The sequence below is a fragment of the Pedobacter sp. Leaf176 genome, assembly GCF_001424305.1.
GTDB lineage: Bacteria > Bacteroidota > Bacteroidia > Sphingobacteriales > Sphingobacteriaceae > Pedobacter.
In genome coordinates this window covers 171,071-192,089 of the sequence record NZ_LMPD01000006.1, presented here as the reverse complement: position 1 = coordinate 192,089, position 21,019 = coordinate 171,071, and the positions used below count along the sequence as shown (strand labels likewise).

The window sequence follows — 21,019 nt, the reverse complement described above, 5'->3', positions numbered from 1 at the left end:
TTTGAAAGTCTGATAGAAAATTCAAAAGAAATACTGAACTGAAAAGGGATTATTTCGAATTATCTTTAAAAGGATTTGATTATTTCTTGAACGGGTTAAACCAATTAAAGAATATGAATGTAGCGATCGAAAGATGAAACATCAGAAAATCAAAAGACTTAACAGACATTATTGAAAATAGTATTGTTTTACGGAACATTGCTATCGGAAATGAATCTAAACGGGTTACAAAAGTCGCAAGGCTAAGTAAAGACGAAGAAATTCAAATTACAGATTTATTAGATGCCTGTTTAACGACTACGGTTGTTATCAAGGGAAAAACGGGGAACTGAATCGAAAGAAGAAGGACCCCGTTTTTGTTTTGTTATATTAGATCAGCCTTATTTTTTTCATCCCAAACAATTAATTCAAGTTTTATGGATGAAAATCAAATTTCTTATCTCGTAAGAGGATATATTTTTTTAGCGTTTATAAAGCGCTCGGACCGGGTCTTTTAGAATCAGCATATCATGCGGCTCTTTTGCACGTCCTAAGAGAAGAGGGCTTGAAAGTTCAATCAGAAGTTTTCTTACCGGTAATTTATGATGGGATTATTTTTGATACTGGCTACAGACTAGATTTATTGATAGAAAATTTAGTGCTGATAGAAACCAAATCGGTAGAGCATCTCTTGCCTGTCCACCATAAACAGGTACTTACATATTTGAGATTATCGGATTTAAAGTTAGGTTTATTGGTTAATTTTAATTGTTCAGATATTTCAACTGCAATTGTGAGAAAAGTAAATGGGTTTTAATTGTTTCAACAACAGGTATTTTCGTGTTCTCGCTGATTATAATTATTTATTCATAAATGGATATAAAGTTATCCAAAGACTTCGCAAACTTGTAATCAGCAGTAAAATTTTTATCTGGTATTCGCTATTAATCTCCCGCAGAAAACGCTGATCTACGCAGAAACAGAAAAATAGAATATCTGCGTATTCTGTGAGTTCAGTGGGAGAATCTTTTTATCTGCTATTCGCTATTAATCTCCCGCATAAACGCTGATCTACGCTGAAACAGAAAAATAGAATATCTGCGTATTCTGTGAGTTCAGCAGTAAAATTTTTTATCTGCTATTCGCTATTAATCTCCCGCTGAAAACGCCGATCTACGCAGAAAAATTGAAAATAGAATGTCTGCGTATTCTGTGAATGCAGCGGGAGAATCTTTTTATCTGCTATTCGCTATTAATCTCCCGCTGAAAACGCCGATCTACGCAGAAAAATTGAAAATAGAATATCTGCGTATTCTGTGAGTTCAGTGGGAGAATCTTTTTATCTGCTATTCGCTATTAATCTCCCGCATAAACGCTGATCTACGCAGAAACAGAAAAATAGAATATCTGCGTATTCTGTGAGTTCAGTGGGAGAATCTTTTTATCTGCTATTCGCTATTAATCTCCCGCATAAACGCTGATCTACGCAGAAACAGAAAAATAGAATGTCTGCGTATTCTGTGAATGCAGCGGGAGAATCTGTTTATCTGCTATTCGCTATTAATCTCCCGCATAAAACGCTGATCTACACAGAAAGATAAAAATAAATTCTCTTAGTTTAGCGGTAGAAATTTTAAGATGGTGATTTACTAAAGATATCTTAAATTTACAGAATGGCTAAAAAAGGTAAATCAGTCTCAAATCCACCAAAAAAGATTTTTGTTTTAGATACTTCCGTTATTCTATATGACCATGATGCGATTAATAACTTCCATGAGCACGACGTAGCCATTCCAATCCAGGTACTGGAAGAGCTGGATAATTTTAAAAGCGGAAATGAAACCAGGAATTTTGAAGCCAGAAGTTTTATCAGGTTAATTGATTTGGCCTCACAGCATAGATTAGTAAGTGATTGGATTGCGCTAACGCCGCCAAATTCCGGTAAATTTAAAGTTGTTTTGAACGAAGGGTCGTTAAAAACAGATGCCGAAGAAATATATGGAAAAGGTAAAACCGACCATAAGATATTAAATGCAGCTTTAAGTTTAAAGGAAGATAATCCCGATAAAAAAATCGTACTGGTATCAAAGGATATTTGTCTCCGCTTAAAAGCTAAAGCACTTAATTTAAACGCAGAAGATTATGAAACGGGAAAAATAAAAAATGTAGAAGCGCTTTATGCAGGTAAAACCGAGATCCAAAATTTTTCAGAAACCATTATTGATGCTGTTAAGAAAGAAAAATTTTTGGATGTTGAAAATCTTAATCTTCCGGCAAAAGAAGGTAACCATTTTTTTATATTGAGGAATAAGCGAAAGACTGCAAATGTATTTTATAATCACAGCTTAAAAACAATTTCTTCTGTTTCAACAGAGGCAATTTTCAAAATAAAGCCTAAAAACATTGAACAGGCATTTGCTATTAATGCGCTCTTAAATCCTGCTGTTAAATTGGTGAGCATACAAGGTAATGCGGGAACAGGAAAGACACTTTTGGCATTAGCAAGTGCACTGGAGCAAAGAAGAGATTTCAGGCAGATATACATTACCCGGCCCATAGTTTCATTAAGTAATAAAGATATCGGATTTCTGCCAGGGGATGCAAAATCAAAAACCGACCCATTTATGGCACCTATTTGGGATAACCTTCGTTTTATTAAAGAACAGTTTATCGGAGACAATAAAATGTCAGCAAAAATCGATGAGTTAATTACCACCGAAAAAATAGCCATTGCACCTTTAGCATTTATACGCGGTAGAACGCTGACGAAAATTTTCTTCATTATTGATGAAGCACAAAATCTTACACCTCATGAGGTAAAGACCATCATATCCAGGGCAGGAGAGCATACAAAAATTGTGTTTACAGGTGATATCCATCAAATTGACACCCCATATTTGGATTCCGAAAGCAACGGCTTATCTTATCTGATAGCCCATGCTAAAAATCACCCACTTTATGCACACATCACTTTACAAAAAGGTGAAAGAAGCGAGCTGGCTAACCTGGCTAATGCTTTTCTTTAATGGTATTTTCTAAGTGACTTAACTGCAATGAACAAACCTATCAAAGTTAAAAAAGCACTCAAAATAAACGGTGCTCCGGGAAAATAATAGGGAGTACCTTCACGAATAAAGTAAGCAAAGATGTGGCTGGCCGAAAAAGGCCCAATAATAGCAGCTAAACTTTGTAAACTTGTCGTTATACCCTGAATTTCGCCCTGCGCGTTCTCTGGCACCTGATTGGAAATAATGCTTTGCATGGCTGGTCCGCCAATTCCAGCCAGGCAATAAGGAATGATAAATAACATCATCATTAAACCGTTGGCTGCAAAAGCAAAACATATAAAACCAATAACGTAAAGCGTCAATCCCAGGTAGATGGCTTTTCTATTACCAATCTTAGGAATGATTACCCGAATCAGCCCACCTTGCACAATTGCAACTGTTATACCAACAACGGCCAGTGAATAACCAATCATAGTCGGGTCCCATTGAAATTTTTCAATTACATAGTATGACCAGTTTGATTGTACCGAATGACTTGCAACATATAAAAGTAGCAGCGTTACCAGCAAGCCTAAGATGGCAGGATATTTAGTGGCGTTTACAAAAGCGCCAATAGGGTTCGCGCGTTTCCATGAGAAATCCCGCCGTTGGGCCTTTGATAGTGATTCAGGTAATATAAAATAGCCATACAGCCAATTAATCAGCGACAGACCAGCGGCAACCATAAAAGGCACTCGTAATCCGAAATGGCTTAATAAGCCTCCACCAACCGACCCTAATATAAAACCCAACCCAAAAGCGGCACCAACCAATCCGAAGTTCTGGGCTTTTTTTTCTGGCGTTGATACATCAGCAATGTAGGCCATACCTGTTGTGAAACTCGCACCAGAAACACCCGCTATAATTCTTCCAATAAAAAACCAGAAAATGGAAGGCGCAAAAGATAAAAACAGATAATCCATGCCTAAACCGAATAGTGAAAATAGTAAAATAGGACGCCTGCCATATTTATCACTTAAACCGCCCAGAATTGGAGAAAATATAAATTGAGGTAAAGCGAAAGCCACCATTAAATAGCCACCATAATCTGCAGCAACACTGTTATCGCCTCCGGTAAATTCTTTAATTAAATCGGGTAAAACAGGGATGATGATTCCGAAACCAGTACAATCGATCAACAACGTAATCATAATAAAAATCATTGCCGATTGTTTTTGCTTTGCCATATATTTGGATTTACAACAAAAATAGAATTTTAAGTTAGATTATAATTTAACACAAACCTTGAAGTAGTCATTTACAATTTAATTTTTCAGTAACGATAATTGTTTACGTCTATTGATAATAACAATTGAAATTCTGCTTGCATAAAAATTCATTAAAAGGTGTTTAAGCATGTAAAAAAAATGGGATACCAGAAACCATAAGTAAAGGCCAAACTTTTCCACAATGCCTTATTTCGGCATAAATTTGCTAAATTCGCAAGGTTATAATCATACCCTTTTAAATATCGTTTTAATAACGAGAATAATAATTTATGGCAGAAGATTTAGAAAATCAACAAAACGACAAAATCATCCAGATTAACATAGAGGAGCAGATGAAATCGGCCTACATTGACTATTCAATGTCGGTAATTGTATCAAGGGCTTTGCCTGATGTACGCGATGGATTAAAACCCGTTCACCGCCGGGTTTTATACGGAATGCTCGATCTTGGCGTAACAAGTAATAAACCACATAAAAAATCCGCCCGTATTGTGGGTGAGGTTTTAGGTAAATATCACCCTCACGGTGATGCATCAGTATATTTCACCATGGTTCGTATGGCTCAGGATTGGAGTTTGCGTTATCCCATGGTTGATGGCCAGGGAAACTTTGGACACATCGATGGTGACTCACCTGCTGCGATGCGTTATACAGAAGCACGCTTTTCAAAAATTGCCGAAGAAATGCTTGCTGATATCAATAAAGATACAGTAGATTTTCAGTTAAACTTTGATGATACCTTACAGGAGCCAACAGTTTTACCCGCAAAAATTCCCAACCTTTTAGTAAATGGTTCATCTGGTATCGCAGTGGGTATGGCAACTAACATGGCGCCACATAACTTAACTGAATGTATTGACGGTATTGTAAATTACATTGATAATCGTGACATTACCATTGAGGAATTAATGAAGTTTGTAAAAGCTCCGGATTTTCCTACAGGTGGTATTATTTATGGTTATACAGGTGTAAAAGAAGCTTTTGAGACGGGGCGCGGGCGTATCGTAATGCGTGCTAAGGCTGAAATTGAAAACTTAAAGGACCGAGAAGTAATTATTGTAACTGAAATTCCTTATCAGGTTAATAAAGCCCAGATGATTGAGCGTACAGCTGAATTGGTTGGTGAGAAAAAACTGGAAGGCATCTCAAATATCAAAGATGAATCGAATAAAGATGGCATTCGTATCGTTTACGAAATCAAACGTGATGCAAATGCATCTATCGTTTTAAACAACCTATATAAGTATACTGCGTTACAAACGTCTTTCAGTGTAAATAATATTGCATTGGTAAAAGGTCGTCCGCAAATGTTAAATCTTAAGGATTTGATTGTACATTTCGTAGACCACCGTCACGATGTTGTTATTCGCCGTACAAAATATGAATTGGCGGAAGCTGAAAAACGTGCTCATATATTAGAAGGATATTTAATTGCTTTAGATCACTTAGATGAGGTAATTAAGTTAATCCGTGCCTCAGAAACCCCGGAAGAAGCCCGTGTTGGTTTGATGGAAAAATTCGGTTTAAGCGATATTCAGGCACGTGCAATTCTGGATATGACGCTTCGTCGTTTGACAGGACTAGAGCGTGATAAGATTAAAGAAGAATATGCTGAATTGATGAAAACCATCGACTATTTAAAATCTATTTTAGCTGATGAAGGTTTGCGCATGCAGATTATCAAAGATGAGCTGGAAGAGGTTAAGCAGAAATTCGGAGATGAGCGTAAAACGACGATTGTCCACTCTGCTGAAGACATGAGTATGGAAGATTTCATAGACGATGAAGAAGTTGTAATCACCATTTCACATGAAGGTTATGTAAAAAGAACCCCTGCAACGGAATTCAGGGCACAGGGCAGAGGCGGAAAGGGATCGAAAGGAAGTAACTCCAGAAATGAAGATTTTATTGAGCATATGCTGGTTGCAACCAACCACAATTACATGCTGTTCTTCACCGAAGCCGGAAGATGTTTCTGGCTTAGGGTTTACGAAATCCCTGAGGGAACGCGAACCAGTAAAGGAAGGGCAATTCAGAACATTATCAATATCCCTAAAGAGGAAAAAATTAAGGCTTACATCAAAGTTAAGAATCTTAAAGATCAAGAATATTTAGAGAACAACTTCATCATAATGTGTACCAAACAAGGTACAATTAAGAAAACTTCTCTTGAAGCTTATTCTCGTCCAAGGGTTAACGGTATCAATGCAATTAACATTAATGAGGGTGATGTACTTCTTGAAGCCTGCTTAACCAACGGACAAAGTGAAATTGTAATGGCTTTACGTTCAGGAAGGGCAATTCGTTTTAACGAAAATACAGTTCGTCCGATGGGAAGAACGGCAACCGGCGTGCGCGGTGTTCGTCTTGCACATGACAAAGATGAAGTTGTTGGCATGATTGCTGTAAACAATCCTGAGGTTACCGTGTTAGTAGTATCAGAAAAAGGATATGGAAAGCGTACCGATATTGAAGACTATCGTGTAACAAACCGAGGTGGTAAGGGTGTTAAAACTATAAATGTTACAGAGAAAACCGGACAATTAGTTTCAATTAAAGACGTTACTGATAGCGAAGATTTAATGATTATTAATCGTTCTGGCATCGTAATAAGAATTCCAGTATCTGCTTTAAGGGTAATGGGTCGTGCAACGCAAGGTGTACGTTTGATTTCTTTAAAGGGCGATGATGAAATTGCATCTGTAACGAAAATAGATCACGAAGAAGATGAGGTAGAAACTGTAGATTTGGAAAGTGTTGTAGTTGATGGAGAGGAATTAGAAGCCGACCCAGCTGCCGAATCTGACGATGCAGAAACAGAGGATGAATCGAGCGACGATAAGGAAGAGGAAAATTAATCCAATAAATAAGAATAGAATAAAAATTTTATGAAAAGAGTAATTCTAAGTATAATTTTGGCAGGTGTAACAAGCTTTGCATTTGCTCAGAAAGGTGAAGTAGCCGAGGCAAAAAAAGCCTGGGGAATATTCCAGATAACAGGGCAGAGCGCTTCCGTACCATTGGCAAAGAAACTGGAAACATTATCAGGTGCTTTGGCTCATACAGACAAAGCCATTGCAGATGAAAAATCTAAAATTATGCCAGAGGCATGGTCTTACAGAGCATTATTTTCATCGGCCATTGCGCTTGTTGATACCGTAAATGCACAAAATGCAGATGCTAATTTAAAAATCGCAATGGATGCTGTTGAGCAGGCAAAGAAACTGGATACCAAAGGCGCAGAGAAAGACAATATTGCGTTAGCAGAAACAAATATCTCTAATGCTGTTAGAAATGCCGGTGTTTTTGCATATAATAAAAAGGATTTTAAAACTGCCTACAGTAAGTTTGTTCAAGCGACAACAATCAATCCTGGCGACACATCTATGTACCTGAACGCCGGTATTGCCGCAAGAACCCTTGGCGATTACCCTAATACGGTACAGCAGTTTAAGAAAGTAATTTCCTTAAATTCGCCTCAATCTAAAGATCTGTATGCTGAGATTATCGACATCACTTTAAAACAGCAAAAAGATACGACTGCCGGTCTAGCTCTAATCAAAGAAGCAGCAGCAAAGTTTCCTGAAGAACCAAGTTTCATTAAAACTGAAACTCAAATTTATATTGACAGGGGCGATGCATCGAAATCTGAACAGATGTTGAACACCTTAGCAACGAAAGAACCAAATAACGCAACATACCAGGTTCTTTTAGGAAATATTTATTTTTCGCAGGCATTAAAACTTCAGAACGACCGCAATAAAATAGATGCTAAAAAAGTTAAAGAATTTAACGAAGTAACCACAAAAATGACGGGTTTGCTTGATAAAGCTTTGCCTTACTACAAAAAAGCTTTAGATATTGATGCAAAAAATGCTGGCGCATTGGAAACATTGAAAACGATTTATGCTTTCAAAAACGACACAAAAAACTATGATGAGATAAAAAAACGTTTAGACGCATTACCTAAACAATAAATAATCGATTTAAAAAAGAGCCCTGAAATTTTCAGGGCTTTTTTTTTATGTTTATTTTTACGGGATTACATTATATGACCATTATGCAAAGCATTTCAAGACTCCTTTTAACTTTCTTTATTACGCTATCTCTTAATTCATATGCCCAAAAGAGCCAGATATTGATTGCACGCAATGCAGTTGGTAAGTTACAGGCATCATTTGCAGGAAAAGAAGATGCAAAAAAACAATTGGGAATAATAGCTGAGGGCTTAAAATCTATAGAATCTGCAGAAAAAGATAATAAAACCAAAAACTGGCCGGAAACCTGGGCGATTAAATCCTACCTAACCTCTTACGCATCAATTATAGAAGCGGATGCCACAACCTCTTTTAAGTATTTCGACACGGCTGTTGTTGCGATAAAAAAAGCAAAAAGTTTAGATAAATATGAAGATCCGTCTGGGTTAATTAAAGCGTCGGATCACAACATTTTAATAAAGAAGCAGGAGCGGGGCAGTCTTGCTTATTTTAACAATGAGTTTAAGGAAGCGTTTGACGATTTAAAGGAAGTAAGTGACAATTTCCCTGCAGATACTACTTTAGCCCTGAATACCGCAATTTGTGCTCAAAATATTCAGCAATACGAAGAGTCTATGAAGTATTTTAAAAGAGCAAAAGAAGATAGCATCCGAAATCCTGCAGTGTTTCAAAAAATGGCGCAGCTGTACATTGCAAAATCCGATTATGCAGGTGCGATCAAAACATTGGAAGACGGTTTAGCTTTAAATGCTTATAATCATACACTTACGAATGACTACATAAATCTTTTGCTGGATACAGAAAACTATAGTAAAGCTCAAGGTCTTATCGAAAATAATCTAAAAGTAGAAAAAGGAAGTAAATTATTATTCTTTCTCTACGGGTATTTACAACAAATTGGTGGAAATAATGCGACCGCAATATTAGCGTACAACAGGGCTTTATCAACCGATCAAAACTATTTTGATGCACTTTATCAGCTTGGCCTGGCCTATGTTAATACAGCAAATGAAACCTTAAAAAAAACTGATGCAGAAAAGAACAATCAATATAAGTCGTTAATCAACCGGGCACAATTCGCATTATTGCGTGCAAATGAAATTAATCCTAACGACAAGCAAACCGTTCAATTGCTTATCGAAATATATGACCGCAAAAACGAACCGGGTAAAGTTCAGGATCTAAAAAGAAAATTACAGGAACTCTAGATTTAAATAGGAGATAATAAAATTCAACTTAACATAATATTAATTATAAGACATATTACATTTGAGTTATTTTACGGTTCTTAATGGACGACGTGTTGGCACCATTTAATTTCATTCAATATTAGCTAATCATTATATGTATGATACACTTTCTTTTGAGGACGCTACCAACTTACAAATTGAACTTGCGAAACAGTTAAAGTTTTCACCGTTAAAACAAATCGAAACCATCGCTGGCGCAGATATCTCATTCAACAAAGATAGTACAACAATGTATGCCGGAATTGTGCTGCTCACTTACCCGCAAATGGCCTTAAAAGCTTATGCATTAGAAACTTTTGAAACCTCATTTCCGTATAAAGCCGGCTTTTTAGGATTTAAAGAGGTGCCGGCGCTGCTAAAAGTATGGAACTTAATTCCGAGTAAACCCGACGTTCTGATTTTGGATGGAAATGGCATTCTACATCCTCGCCGTATGGGCGTTGCATCTCATTTTGGTATACTGGCTAATCAGCCTACCATCGGATGTGCAAAACGTATTTTATATGGAGAAAACCATGTTCCTGGAAATTTGAAATACAGTACATCAATGATTACCAATGGTGCCGAAACTTTAGGTTACGCCTTAAGAACCAAGGTGAACTGTGCTCCTGTTTATATTTCTGCAGGTCATTTAATTACCCAGGATCAAAGTTTATCCATCATGAAAAAATGTGTGGGGAATTATAGAATTCCGGAGCCTACCCGCTTAATTCATAATCTGGTTAATGATTTTAGAATAGGAAAATTAAAGTCAGGTTATCACGCAGTCAATCAACCCCTAAGCCTGTTTTAAATCCAGTTGATGCCTTTTTTAAGAAATTGCTGTGTTTTAAATTCTTCAGAAGCGGCTTCAGGCTGAACATTATATCCCCAATTTGCCTGTGGAGGCAAGCTCATCAAAATCGATTCAATTCTGCCATTGGTCTCCAAACCAAATTTTGTTCCCGAATCGTAAACCAGGTTAAACTCTACATAACGGCTGCGTCGCTGGTATTGCCATTCTTTTTGAATGTCGTTAAAATCTTTATCACGGTTTCTATCGATTAACTCGGTATAAATGGGGAGAAAGGTTTCACCGACATTGGCCGAAAAATCCAGAATTTCTTCCCATGTCAAGCTTGTATTTTCAGGTTTCAACCTATCGTAGAAAATACCTCCGATACCACGTGTTTCCTCACGATGTTTGATGTAAAAATAATCATCTGCCTGGGCTTTAAATTTCGGATAAAAATCCATATTGAAATCATCACAAGCTTGTTTCAATTTATGATGAAAAAAACGGGCGTCGTTCTCAAAAACATAGTGAGGTGTTAAATCAATTCCGCCGCCAAACCAGCGTGTTTCATCATTTAATTCAAAATAACGAATGTTCATGTGAATGATGGGAACCAGCGGGTGATTCGGATGTATAACGATAGAAACGCCGGTTGCAAAAAAATCATCTTCGGTAACGTTGAATGCTTTTTTTACCGCTTCAGGTAATTTCCCGTGTACTGCTGAAAAGTTTACGCCACCTTTTTCAATTATTGCTCCCTTTTGCATAATCCGGGTACGGCCGCCTCCCCCGCCATGTCGCTCCCAAAGTTCTTCTTCAAATGTTCCTTTGCCGTCAGCAATTTCTAATCCTTTGCAAATTTCATCCTGTATTTGCCTATAACGCTCGGCTACTTCTTCTCTAAACATGGCGGTGTGATTTAATCCATAGCAAATTTAAGGCTATTAAAACAGCTATAATGATTTATGTTTAGATAGTACATTTTATTGACACTGGGGAAAACCTTGAAATTGATTTATTCTTCCAGATAATCCAAATCTTTATTGAAGCTTTCTTTCAATTGGCTTAAGCCGAAAACTGCAATCACGGTTAATAAGCCCATTACAATATATCCGGCAGGAATTAAGCCATATTTTTGGGCAAAAAATTCGAATATAAATGTAATTGGAATCAAAGCACCACGAACAAAATTTGGTGCTGTCGTTGTTACTGTAGCGCGGATGTTGGTGCCAAATTGTTCTGATGCGATAGTAACAAATGTTGCCCAATAGCCAACAGAGAATCCCATAAACAAACAAATCCATATAAATAAATCACTGTTTAGTCCGTAACTGGTCAAATAAACAACAACACTAATTACAGATAGCAAATGGAAAATAAATACGGTTTTCCTTCTTGACTTCAGAAACTGGGCCAAAAGGCCTGTCACCACATCCCCTATGGCAATCCCGAAATAGGTAAACATAATGCCTGTTCCGGCTTTTAAAGGTTCTGTAGCACCCAATGCCTTACCAAATTCAGGTGCTAAGGTGACCAGAATGCCCACAACAAACCAAAGTGGTATGCCGATTAAGATGCAATACAGATATTTTAAAAAGCGTTTTCTGTTATTAAAAAGCATGAAAATATTGCCTTTTGCAACTTCTGTTTGTGCTGCATGCTTAAACATACCCGATTCGAAGGTGCCAACCCTGAGCAGTAGCAAAACCAAGCCCATTCCGCCCCCAACAAAATAGGATGTTTGCCAGGAGTACTTTGACGCAACTGTTGCGGCAACTGCAGCGCCCAACAAGCCAATTGCACCGACAATCATGGTTCCATAGCCACGTTTTTCTTTATCCATCGTTTCCGCAACAAGGGTTATACCAGCACCCAATTCGCCGGCAAGTCCAATACCTGCAATAAACCTGATTATCGCATAACTATGAACTGATGTAACAAAGCCGTTTGCAATATTAGCTAAAGAATATAATAGTATCGAACCAAAGAGGACTTTAATCCTTCCAAGCTTATCGCCCAAAATTCCCCATATAATTCCACCCAACAATAACCCAAACATTTGAGAATTTATGATTAGGAAGCCATCGCTACGCATATTTTCGGCTGAAACACCAATTTCAGTCAAGCTTTGAACCCTCACAACGGAGAATAAGACCAAATCGTAAATATCTACAAAATAGCCTAATGCGGCTACGATAACCAGGAAAATAATGTTGCGTTTGTTTGCTTTTGATTGGGGATCCATTTTAACTATTTGGTTTAATTGTCTGAAAGTACAAATAAGTGCAAATATTTAAAATAGAGAATGAAATTTTAAAACAAAAAAATGCCCCCGGATTTCGAATAAAGCCGGGGGCATTGCATTTAAAACGTCTTTCAATTTTCTACATTGGAGGCATTTTCTTTGCCGTATCAGGTGGCATTGTTGTTTTTGTAGTATCCGGAGGAGTTGTAGTTGTTTTAGTCGTATCCATCGGAGCTGTCGTTGTTGATGTAGAATCCGTCATAGTGCTGTCTGATGAGCCAGCCATGTTTTTAGACGAATTGCATGCTGAGGTGGCAACCATTAATGTGCCAGCGAAAGCAAGACTTAAGATTATTTTTTTCATAGTTTTTTTATTGTTATCTGTAATCTTAACAACTCTTCAGTCATTTGGTTTTAGATTTCTGGTTTTACAGCTAAAAAAAAGAACATAATCATCAGGATTACAGTTTTTTATGAAAATATTTTACTACAAATTTAACATCATTCGAGTTTAGAACCTGTGTTTTTCAAAATTAAAGGCTATAGTTTTCGGGATTTATAAAAATGAGTATACATAATCATACGAAATAATTTATTGTAGACGATTGACTATTTAAATATAAAAATGCACATTTGAGCACTCTAAAATATTTTTCTCCAATGAGGGATTATTACCACAATACCATTGCTACCGCAATAAAATCTCCACATTTTAACACAACAACCACCTGTGGCACAGATTGCAAAAATACAGGTATCCACGAAGTACAAACAGGCAGTTTATGGCAGCAAATCAAAAATTTCTCAGGTGGGATTTTGGACACTACAAACTGGCCGCCGCGCTGGCAATGTGGAAACTGGTCTGATTTTCATGGCTGGCTTTATATTGTATCCGATGTTGTAATATGGGCATCTTATTTCGTTATTCCATTTATATTGATTGTAATGTTACGCAAGCGACCAGATCTTCCTTTTCCCAGGTTGATTTGGCTGTTTGTAGGATTCATCGTGTTATGTGGACTCACACATTTAATTGATGCGGTTATTTTTTGGTGGCCGGCATATCGGTTAAGTGCGGTACTACGTTTTGCGACCGCAATTGTTTCTGCTATAACTGTATTTGCACTTTACAAAATTATACCATCGATACTCAGCCTCCGCTCTGTAAAAGAACTGGAATATGAGATTGAAGCCCGGAAGCAGGCTGAAGAAAAGTTGGCTGCGAGTGAATTTCTCCTATCTGAAGCTGGCCGGTTAGGGAAAGTAGGCGGTTGGGAAATTGATATTAATTCCAGGAAAGTGTACTGGTCAAAGGTGATTTACGATATACATGAACTTCCATATAATCATAAGATTACATTTGAAAATGCATCCGATTATGTTATGCCAACATCCAGGAATAAGATTGTAACAGCTATAAAAGAATGTATCGAAAATGGAACTGGATATGATTTTGAACTACAGATACAAACGGCCAAAGGTGCAATCGTTTGGGTAAGAACATATGGCGAGGCCTTTTACGATGAAGACGGGAATATTACCAAATTAAGAGGTGTTTTAATGGATATTGATAAATATAAGGCAAATGAGATTTCATTGTATAAATCAATGGAAATGGTTAACCAGAATAATAAGCAATTAAAGGGTTTTACGCATATACTTTCACACAACATCCGCAACCATGCCAGCAACCTTTCACTTTTGATAAGTATGTTGGATACGACCACATTAAATAGTCATAATGCGGAGCGCGTGGAAAAATTAAACATTGTATCCGGGGGACTCAACAAAACGCTTGATGATCTTAACGACGCGATTAAAATCAGGGAAAGCAAAGTCCATGCAGAAGTACTTTCCTTAGCCGATATGATGAATGATGTGGTGGCGATAATGCAGCCGGAAATCATGAGCAGCTCTGTATCCATAGAAAAAGACTTTGGCGAAAAAACAATTTTGTTTCCGAAGTTGTATATGGAGAGTATTTTAATGAATTTGTTATCTAACGCAATAAAATATAAGAGAGATGATGAAAATTTACTTGTAAGTCTGAAAACGTACAAAAATGGGAATGGACAAACCGTACTCGAATTTAAAGATAATGGCCTTGGAATTAACCTTGAACTGCACGGACAGAAGATTTTTGGACTTTACAAAACATTTCATAATCATAAAAATGCACATGGCGTAGGATTATTCCTGGTGAAAACTCAAGTTGAATCTCAAGGTGGACTAATTTCTGTTGAAAGCGCAGAAGGGAAAGGTTCCACATTCAGAATCATTTTTGGAAATGGAAATTACAGTTAATTTAAATAATGGGAAAAATAAAAACTGCTTGCGTAATAGATGATGACGACATTTATTCTTATTCAGTAGATTGGATTATACAAACAAATGATATTGCGGAAAAAACATTGTTTTTTTCTAATGGAAGGTTGGCCTTAGATTTTTTTCTAGAAAATCTTCAACAATCTGAAAATTTACCTGACGTGGTTTTACTTGATATAAACATGCCTGTTTTAGATGGATGGCAGTTCATGGATGCTTATGTTAAATTGAAAGCATCCATAAGCAAAAACATAATTTTTTATATGGTAAGTTCCACCATAGACGAAGATGATTATAAAAAATCGCGGATGTATCCGGAAATTGTAGATTTCATAGTGAAACCCATAACCATTTCTGCACTTACAAATATTGCCCTTCAATTTGGATGATTGACTATTCACTAGTAGAGATCTTATCAAGTTGTTTAAATTTGCCTATTTTTGGATATGAACTTTACCAATAATTTTCCTATCCTTGAGAATTATACTTATTTAAATACGGCTTATTCAGGCTTGTTGTCGACTGAAATTGCGAGTTGGCGCAAAAAACATGATGAAGATTTTATTCAGAATGGAAGTGTTTTCAGGGCAGACAGCCTGAAAGTATTGGATGAACTGAGATATAACCTTTCCAGTAGTTTTTCAGTAAATATTGAAAATACATTTTTAAGTCCGAACTTTTCTATAGGTTTTAATGCCATTTTAAATGGAATGAATAAAAATCAACGGTTTTTATTATTGCAGGAAGACTACCCTTCTGTAAGTTATCCAGTTACAAGCATCGGCTTTGAGTATTTAGAGATCCCAATTAATGCAGATTTAGAGCAAAATATTCTTAATGCAATTGAAAAATTTAAACCCACAATTTTTGCGTTTAGCATGGTGCAATACATCAGTGGGCTTCAAATGCAAAGCGATTTTATAAAAAGCCTCAAAGCCAATTTCCCCGACTTGATTTTAATTGCAGATGGCACCCAGTTCTTAGGCACTACCGTTTTCAACTTTGAGCAATCCGGATTGGATGTGTTGATTGGCAGCGGCTATAAGTGGCTTTTAGGTGGCTATGGAAATGGCTATATTTTCCTGTCTGATGCAGTTAAAAACGAGCTATATAAACATCGAAAAAAATTAAATTTGCCAAATGCACCGTTTTTGAGCGGACGCGACCATTTATCCCTTAGCTTAGAACCCGGCCACCTCGATAGTTTAAATTTCGGTACACTAAACCAGGGCATAAACTATTTAAATGAGGTTGGTTTTAGTTATATTGAAAAAGCAAATCAGAATTTGGCACAAAAAGCCAGGGTTGCTCTACATGCTAAGGGCTTGCTTACAGACTGGATGGTCGAGCGGGCAGAACAATCACCCATTTTTAGTTTGCCCTTAGGGAAGGCCGTTGCTGACCGGTTAAATGAAGAAAAAATTCTATGCTCACCACGCGGTACGGGCACCAGGATTTCCTTTAATTTTTACAATACGGAGGAAGATTTATATCGCTTATTAGCTGCAATTGAATAATCTAAGCAAATTTCCATACTGCATCTACAAAGTATTGTCGCCGGTCTGAGAAGTATTGAACGACTTTAAAACCCGATGAATCGGCAAGATCTTCAATTTCAGATAAAGAATATTTCTGCGAAATCTCCATATAGATATATTCATCTTTTGAAAACGACACTTCTGCATCATCTATATGCACAAGTTGATTCTTCAAGCTAATCAGGTAGCTTTTGCAGGACCCAGTTTCAGGATCATAACTTGCATAATGGTCAAAAGCGTCTAAGTCAAAGGTTCCATTAAGTTCACGGTTAATTCTGTTTAACAGGTTTAAGTTGAAAGAGCGGGTGATGCCGGATTTATCATTATAAGCATCTAATATCTGTTTTGGATTTTTCTTTAGGTCGAATCCTATAATCAGGATGTCTTCCGGTGATAAAATATCTTTTAAATTAATACAAAATTGCTGCGCTTCACCAACACTCATATTGCCAATGTTTGCACCCATGAAAAGAACCACTTTTTTTCGGTCTGAAATTTCACAGGCTTTTCTTAACATATCAAAATAATCGCCGTTAAGCCCCTGGAAGTTCAACAAAGGTAATTTTACAGGCAGGCCTGCACTTAACTCTTCAATTACATGTTCCGAAATATCTATAGGATAATATTTAAAATCGTGTTTTTTTTCCAATAGCTTTCGTAACAGATGAATGGATTTTGTGGCATCGCCTGCACCCAGTTCGATTAAATCGAAGCCGGTCCCATCGGTTGAAATTGCATCCGCAATTCCATCTGCCTGGTCCTTCATAATTTCCATTTCAGCATCTGTAAGGTAATATTCCTCCATAGCCATAATCTGCTGAAAAATCTGGTCTCCGGTTTCATCGTAAAAATATTTCGAATACATGCGTTTAGGTTCGGCATGTAATCCTTCCAGAGTTTCCTGAAGAAACTGAGTGCTGCTTATTGCTGTTTTTTCTGTAGAAAGCATCATAAAATACTATCTGGCCAGGCGTATGCCTGTGTATTGCCATCTTAAATGTGGATGAAAGAAATTTCTGTATGTAATGCGGCTATGCCCTTCTGGTGTTGCAACAGATGCGCCACGCAGTACCTTCTGGTTAACCATAAATTTACCATTGTATTCGCCAATGGCACCCGGTGCTTTACTAAAACCAGGATAAGGCAGGTAGGCACTCTCCGTCCACTCCCACCGTTCGCCCCAATTAAACTGTTGCGCGGCTACCTCCCATTCAGATTCTGTAGGCAAACGCATGCCTTTCCAACAGGAAAAAGCGTAAGCCTCGTAATAACTTACATGGGTCAGAGTAGCATTTAAGTCAATTGCTTTTAGTCCCTGAAGCGTATAGTTAAACCATTTGCCGTCAATCTTATGCCAATACATCGGGGAAACGATGTGATTGCTGTTTACCCAATCCCAGCCTTCCGCATGCCAGTAATTAAAATTCTGGTAACCGCCATCATCCATAAAAGCCATAAACTCCTGATTGGTTACCAATGTCTGGCTTATGGAAAACTGATTCAGGTATACCTTATGGCGGTTCAGCTCATTATCAAAGCAAAAATCCGATCCGCTGTAGCCAATTTCATAAATTCCTTCTGAAATGGTTAAAAATCCTTCGTTTTCTGATGACGCAGCGCCACTTTCTGTTTTTTCAGCATGGTAGGCAGGAAATAGCGGGTTATTGCCCAGGATAAATTTAATGTCTGTTAATAGCAGTTCCTGGTGTTGTTGTTCATGGTTGAAGCCGAGTATAATTAATTCATATACCTCTGCGTCCAGTTCCTGCGTTAAAAACTCCGCCATGGCTTCATCTACATATTTTCTGTACTGGTAAACCTCACTTACGCCCGGCCTGCTCAGGTTACCACGATCGGTGCGGATTACCCGGTTGCCAATGGTTTCATAATAGCTGTTGAATACAAAATTGTAGTCTTCATTATAAACCTGGTAACCAGGTGCAAAAGCCTTTAAAATAAAAGTTTCAAAAAACCATGTAGTATGTCCTAAATGCCACTTCGGCGGACTTACGTCAACAACTGGCTGAACCACATAGTCTTCTGTCTGTAAAGGCTCACAAATTTGTTCGGAATATTTTCTGATGCTCAGGTATTTTTCAGCAAGATTCATTAATTATTATCGAGATGGTGCTTAAGATCTGTTATGCTATAAACATTGAGTTCTGCCGATTGTTTTTGCCGCATCATTAAAGCATAAGAATTATTAAAGCCAATTGGCTTCAACCATTTAATCTTATATTTTTTTACAAATTCTGTGCGAACATAGGCATATGTTTTGTCTTTGTTGGTTATAACCGCTGCGACCAAGCGCTTATCAGGCTTTAATATGGCAAGCAGTCCTGTACCGGTATATTCAGGATAAAGATCAATTTGATTATTTAGTAGAGCATCAAAACAAATTTTTGTGCCGCCAAGGCCTGTTTTGGTTTCAACCTGGTAATCAGTATTGCCCCTGATGAGCATGCTGTAGATTTCTGCAAGGATGTATTGTTCACCAAAAATTTTCGAGCCTATCTTAACCGTTCCTGACTGCCCCTTTCCAGGCACTTTATACAGCTTGTTTTTTACCAGGAAATCCTTTGCAACACGTTCGGGCGATTGGTGTAGATAATCCGTTCGATAATTTAAGTCGGTCATGATTGAATCGCTAATCTTCCCGGAAAGTAAATTCAGCGTATTTTCCAGACCAGGGAATTTTGCCAGGGAAGACTGCAACACGATGGGCGCTGCATAATAAGGCGGAAATATGCCCTTGTCATCTTTTAATATCTTCAGGTCAAAAGCTTTTAAGCGGCCATCTGTAGAATAACCGCTAATTACGTCGAGTTCCTTTGTATAAGCCGCCTTATACATCACAGCATCGCTGATAACGACCGTGTTTATTTTTAAGCCATAGGCCGTTTTCAAACCTAAATCCCCATCCTGCCGGCCCATAAATTCGGGGGTAAAACCCGCCTTCAGGCCTGAGCCATAAGCTGATGGTAAAATGTAAAATGCACTTAGCACTATCAAAAGAATGGGCAAAATCGTTAAGGTTTTACGAAGGTTTTTAAAATTCATCTTTTGAACCAGTGCCAGTAAGGCATCCAATACTATGGCCAGCAAGGCCGCCGGAATTGCGCCGGCCAAAATCATGTTGGTATTGTTCAGCGAAATTCCACCAAAAATAAACTCACCTAAACCGCCTGCTGCAATGTACGAAGCCAAAGTTGCCACGCCCACATTTATAACTGTTGCCGTTCGGATACCAGCTAAAATAACCGGCATAGCAAGGCGAAATTCTATTTTAAATAAAATCTGAGCTTTATCCATCCCCAGGGCTTTGGCAGCTTCGATGATGTGTTTATCTATACCTATAATTCCCGTGTAAGTATTTCGGATAATTGGTAGCAAGGCATAGATAAGTAGTGCAACTATGGCCGGTTTGGCGCCGATGCCCAAAACAGGTATCATAAAACCCAGCAAGGCAATGCTCGGTACAGTTTGTAAAATGCCGGCTATACCCAATACCGTACCTGATAAAGCACGTTTTCTGGCAATTAAGATGCCTAATGGCAATCCTATCGCAATTGCAAATAGTAAAGAAATGAAAGTTAGGCCAATATGCTGTAAAGTCTGGTTAAGTAATTTATCCGATTCCATCAACATGAATTGCCATAGCGTTTGTTGTTGCTCATCCATGTTGATTGGTATTTTTGTATTGGTTAAATGCCCTCATTAAAATATCAAAGCTTATCTTTTTAAAAACGCCTTTTTCATCCTCAAAAATCAGCTCACTTAAATTTCCTGAACGTAACTTTTCCATCGCGTCCCAAACACTAAGTTCAGGACTAAACCTGTTCTCGGATACATAGGAGGCTTCATGCAAATTTGCCCAAACATCTGAAATGCGTATCATTTTAAATTCGAGCGCCAACCTCTCCCCGTCTAAAAACTTCCTTGAAAAATCGTTTAAAGGATTAAGCAGCAGTTCTTTTGGCGTGCCAACCTGCATTATTTCCCCTTTGTCCATCAAGCAAATCCGGTCTGCCAGTTCAAAAGCTTCCTGCACATCATGCGTAACCATCACAATGGTTTTCCTTTTTAATTCCTCTAAATCTTTAAATTCTTTGCGAATACTGCCTCTGGTAACGTTGTCTAACGCGCCAAAAGGTTCGTCCATAAGCAATAAAGAGGGGTCTGCAACTAAAGCCCTGGCTAAACCGACACGTTGCTGCTGGCCGCCACTTAGCTCATTAGGGTAAAGTTTTAAACTGTCTTTTGGTAAATGAAGTTTATCGACTAACTCAATAATTCTTCTATCCGTTTTATCTTTTTCCCAGTTTAATAATTTCGGAATGACAGAAATATTTTCTTCGATGGTATAATGCGGAAATAAGCCGATATTTTGCATAACGTAACCAATCCCCCTTCTTAACTTTTCGGGATTTTGTTGCTTAATATCTTTCCCATCTATTAAAACCTGCCCACCATCTGGTTCTATCAGGCGGTTTATCATTTTAAGGGTGGTTGTTTTTCCACAGCCGCTTGTACCGAGCAACACCAGGTTCTCCCCCTCATTAACTTTAAATGAAACCTGGTTTACCGCAATAGTGGCGCCATACTTTTTACTTACACCTATCAGTTCGATCAT

17 protein-coding genes are annotated in these 21,019 nt (G+C 37.7%); 9 read left to right on the top strand and 8 right to left on the bottom strand.

The window, feature by feature from the left end; all coding sequences use genetic code 11:
* Positions 1-451 precede the first annotated feature (451 nt).
* Both ASF92_RS21630 and ASF92_RS16870 read left to right on the top strand, forming a co-directional pair.
* Positions 452-796 carry a GxxExxY protein gene (locus tag ASF92_RS21630; protein ID WP_056095926.1) on the top strand — a complete coding sequence of 115 codons (345 nt, stop codon included), beginning with the start codon at positions 452-454 and terminating at the stop codon, positions 794-796.
* Positions 797-1,652: 856 nt separating this feature from the next.
* On the top strand, positions 1,653-3,005 hold the full coding sequence (locus ASF92_RS16870; protein ID WP_056095923.1) for a PhoH family protein: 1,353 nt from the start codon (positions 1,653-1,655) through the stop codon (positions 3,003-3,005).
* On the opposite strand, the gene ASF92_RS16865 is transcribed toward ASF92_RS16870, so the two are convergent.
* On the bottom strand, positions 3,002-4,213 hold the full coding sequence (locus tag ASF92_RS16865; RefSeq protein ID WP_056095920.1) for a TCR/Tet family MFS transporter: 1,212 nt from the start codon (positions 4,211-4,213) through the stop codon (positions 3,002-3,004). The genes ASF92_RS16870 and ASF92_RS16865 overlap by 4 nt on opposite strands.
* A 311-nt stretch (positions 4,214-4,524) precedes the next feature.
* Here ASF92_RS16865 and gyrA point away from each other — a divergent pair, with 311 nt between their 5' ends.
* From gyrA to ASF92_RS16845, 4 genes are all read left to right on the top strand, one after another.
* Positions 4,525-7,113: a DNA gyrase subunit A gene (gene gyrA / locus ASF92_RS16860; RefSeq protein ID WP_056095917.1), complete on the top strand. Its 2,589-nt coding sequence runs from the start codon at positions 4,525-4,527 to the stop codon at positions 7,111-7,113.
* A 30-nt stretch (positions 7,114-7,143) separates the two neighbouring features.
* Positions 7,144-8,232: a lipopolysaccharide assembly protein LapB gene (locus tag ASF92_RS16855; RefSeq protein ID WP_056095914.1), complete on the top strand. Its 1,089-nt coding sequence runs from the start codon at positions 7,144-7,146 to the stop codon at positions 8,230-8,232.
* An 83-nt stretch (positions 8,233-8,315) separates the two neighbouring features.
* Positions 8,316-9,461 (top strand): lipopolysaccharide assembly protein LapB, encoded by a 1,146-nt coding sequence (locus tag ASF92_RS16850; protein WP_082489628.1) that lies wholly within the window; start codon positions 8,316-8,318, stop codon positions 9,459-9,461.
* 136 nt (positions 9,462-9,597) lie between these two features.
* Positions 9,598-10,296, top strand: a complete 699-nt coding sequence (locus tag ASF92_RS16845; protein WP_056095908.1) for an endonuclease V — start codon at positions 9,598-9,600, stop codon at positions 10,294-10,296.
* Here ASF92_RS16845 and hemF read toward each other — a convergent pair.
* The 3 genes from hemF to ASF92_RS20860 all read right to left on the bottom strand — a co-directional run bounded on the left by hemF (position 10,293) and on the right by ASF92_RS20860 (position 12,887).
* Positions 10,293-11,186: an oxygen-dependent coproporphyrinogen oxidase gene (gene hemF, locus ASF92_RS16840; protein ID WP_056095907.1), complete on the bottom strand. Its 894-nt coding sequence runs from the start codon at positions 11,184-11,186 to the stop codon at positions 10,293-10,295. The two genes, ASF92_RS16845 and hemF, sit on opposite strands and share 4 nt — an antisense overlap.
* 107 nt (positions 11,187-11,293) lie before the next feature.
* On the bottom strand, positions 11,294-12,523 hold the full coding sequence (locus ASF92_RS16835; RefSeq protein ID WP_056095903.1) for an MFS transporter: 1,230 nt from the start codon (positions 12,521-12,523) through the stop codon (positions 11,294-11,296).
* A gap of 139 nt (positions 12,524-12,662) precedes the next feature.
* The gene (locus tag ASF92_RS20860) at positions 12,663-12,887 is read right to left on the bottom strand and encodes a hypothetical protein (RefSeq protein WP_082489599.1); all 225 of its coding nucleotides are present in this window, start codon (positions 12,885-12,887) and stop codon (positions 12,663-12,665) included.
* Positions 12,888-13,156: 269 nt separating this feature from the next.
* On the opposite strand from ASF92_RS20860, the gene ASF92_RS16825 reads away from it, so the two are divergent.
* The 3 genes from ASF92_RS16825 to ASF92_RS16815 are packed head-to-tail and all read left to right on the top strand — an operon-like array spanning position 13,157 to position 16,365.
* A complete protein-coding gene (locus tag ASF92_RS16825) occupies positions 13,157-14,827 on the top strand; it encodes an ATP-binding protein (RefSeq protein ID WP_157263954.1) in 1,671 nt (556 codons plus the stop codon).
* An 8-nt stretch (positions 14,828-14,835) separates the two neighbouring features.
* The gene (locus tag ASF92_RS16820) at positions 14,836-15,237 is read left to right on the top strand and encodes a two-component system response regulator (RefSeq protein WP_056095892.1); all 402 of its coding nucleotides are present in this window, start codon (positions 14,836-14,838) and stop codon (positions 15,235-15,237) included.
* 57 nt (positions 15,238-15,294) lie between these two features.
* Entirely contained in the window at positions 15,295-16,365 is a 1,071-nt protein-coding gene (locus ASF92_RS16815) for an aminotransferase class V-fold PLP-dependent enzyme (RefSeq protein WP_056095889.1), read from the top strand.
* A 1-nt stretch (position 16,366) separates the two neighbouring features.
* On the opposite strand, the gene ASF92_RS16810 is transcribed toward ASF92_RS16815, so the two are convergent.
* From ASF92_RS16810 to ASF92_RS16795, 4 genes are read right to left on the bottom strand one after another with little or no spacing between them, the layout of a single operon-like run.
* Complete coding sequence (locus tag ASF92_RS16810; protein ID WP_056095886.1) at positions 16,367-17,338, bottom strand: L-histidine N(alpha)-methyltransferase; 972 nt, start codon at positions 17,336-17,338, stop codon at positions 16,367-16,369.
* Positions 17,339-17,344: 6 nt separating this feature from the next.
* The gene (gene egtB, locus ASF92_RS16805) at positions 17,345-18,496 is read right to left on the bottom strand and encodes an ergothioneine biosynthesis protein EgtB (protein WP_056095883.1); all 1,152 of its coding nucleotides are present in this window, start codon (positions 18,494-18,496) and stop codon (positions 17,345-17,347) included.
* Positions 18,496-20,067 (bottom strand): ABC transporter permease/substrate-binding protein, encoded by a 1,572-nt coding sequence (locus ASF92_RS16800; protein ID WP_056095880.1) that lies wholly within the window; start codon positions 20,065-20,067, stop codon positions 18,496-18,498. The genes egtB and ASF92_RS16800 overlap by 1 nt, the downstream gene beginning before the upstream one ends.
* Positions 20,060-21,019: an ABC transporter ATP-binding protein gene (locus tag ASF92_RS16795; RefSeq protein WP_056095877.1), complete on the bottom strand. Its 960-nt coding sequence runs from the start codon at positions 21,017-21,019 to the stop codon at positions 20,060-20,062. Before ASF92_RS16795 ends, ASF92_RS16800 begins: the two co-directional genes overlap by 8 nt.

Bases quoted from the DNA above. Each gene is read 5' to 3' on its own strand.
- ASF92_RS16870 (WP_056095923.1), top strand. From the start codon at position 1,653: ATGGCTAAAAAAGGTAAATCAGTCTCAAATCCACCAAAAAAGATTTTT.
- ASF92_RS16865 (WP_056095920.1), bottom strand. From the start codon at position 4,213: ATGGCAAAGCAAAAACAATCGGCAATGATTTTTATTATGATTACGTTG.
- gyrA (WP_056095917.1), top strand. From the start codon at position 4,525: ATGGCAGAAGATTTAGAAAATCAACAAAACGACAAAATCATCCAGATT.
- ASF92_RS16855 (WP_056095914.1), top strand. From the start codon at position 7,144: ATGAAAAGAGTAATTCTAAGTATAATTTTGGCAGGTGTAACAAGCTTT.
- ASF92_RS16850 (WP_082489628.1), top strand. From the start codon at position 8,316: ATGCAAAGCATTTCAAGACTCCTTTTAACTTTCTTTATTACGCTATCT.
- ASF92_RS16845 (WP_056095908.1), top strand. From the start codon at position 9,598: ATGTATGATACACTTTCTTTTGAGGACGCTACCAACTTACAAATTGAA.
- hemF (WP_056095907.1), bottom strand. From the start codon at position 11,186: ATGTTTAGAGAAGAAGTAGCCGAGCGTTATAGGCAAATACAGGATGAA.
- ASF92_RS16835 (WP_056095903.1), bottom strand. From the start codon at position 12,523: ATGGATCCCCAATCAAAAGCAAACAAACGCAACATTATTTTCCTGGTT.
- ASF92_RS20860 (WP_082489599.1), bottom strand. From the start codon at position 12,887: ATGAAAAAAATAATCTTAAGTCTTGCTTTCGCTGGCACATTAATGGTT.
- ASF92_RS16820 (WP_056095892.1), top strand. From the start codon at position 14,836: ATGGGAAAAATAAAAACTGCTTGCGTAATAGATGATGACGACATTTAT.
- ASF92_RS16815 (WP_056095889.1), top strand. From the start codon at position 15,295: ATGAACTTTACCAATAATTTTCCTATCCTTGAGAATTATACTTATTTA.
- ASF92_RS16810 (WP_056095886.1), bottom strand. From the start codon at position 17,338: ATGATGCTTTCTACAGAAAAAACAGCAATAAGCAGCACTCAGTTTCTT.
- egtB (WP_056095883.1), bottom strand. From the start codon at position 18,496: ATGAATCTTGCTGAAAAATACCTGAGCATCAGAAAATATTCCGAACAA.
- ASF92_RS16800 (WP_056095880.1), bottom strand. From the start codon at position 20,067: ATGGATGAGCAACAACAAACGCTATGGCAATTCATGTTGATGGAATCG.
- ASF92_RS16795 (WP_056095877.1), bottom strand. From the start codon at position 21,019: ATGATCGAACTGATAGGTGTAAGTAAAAAGTATGGCGCCACTATTGCG.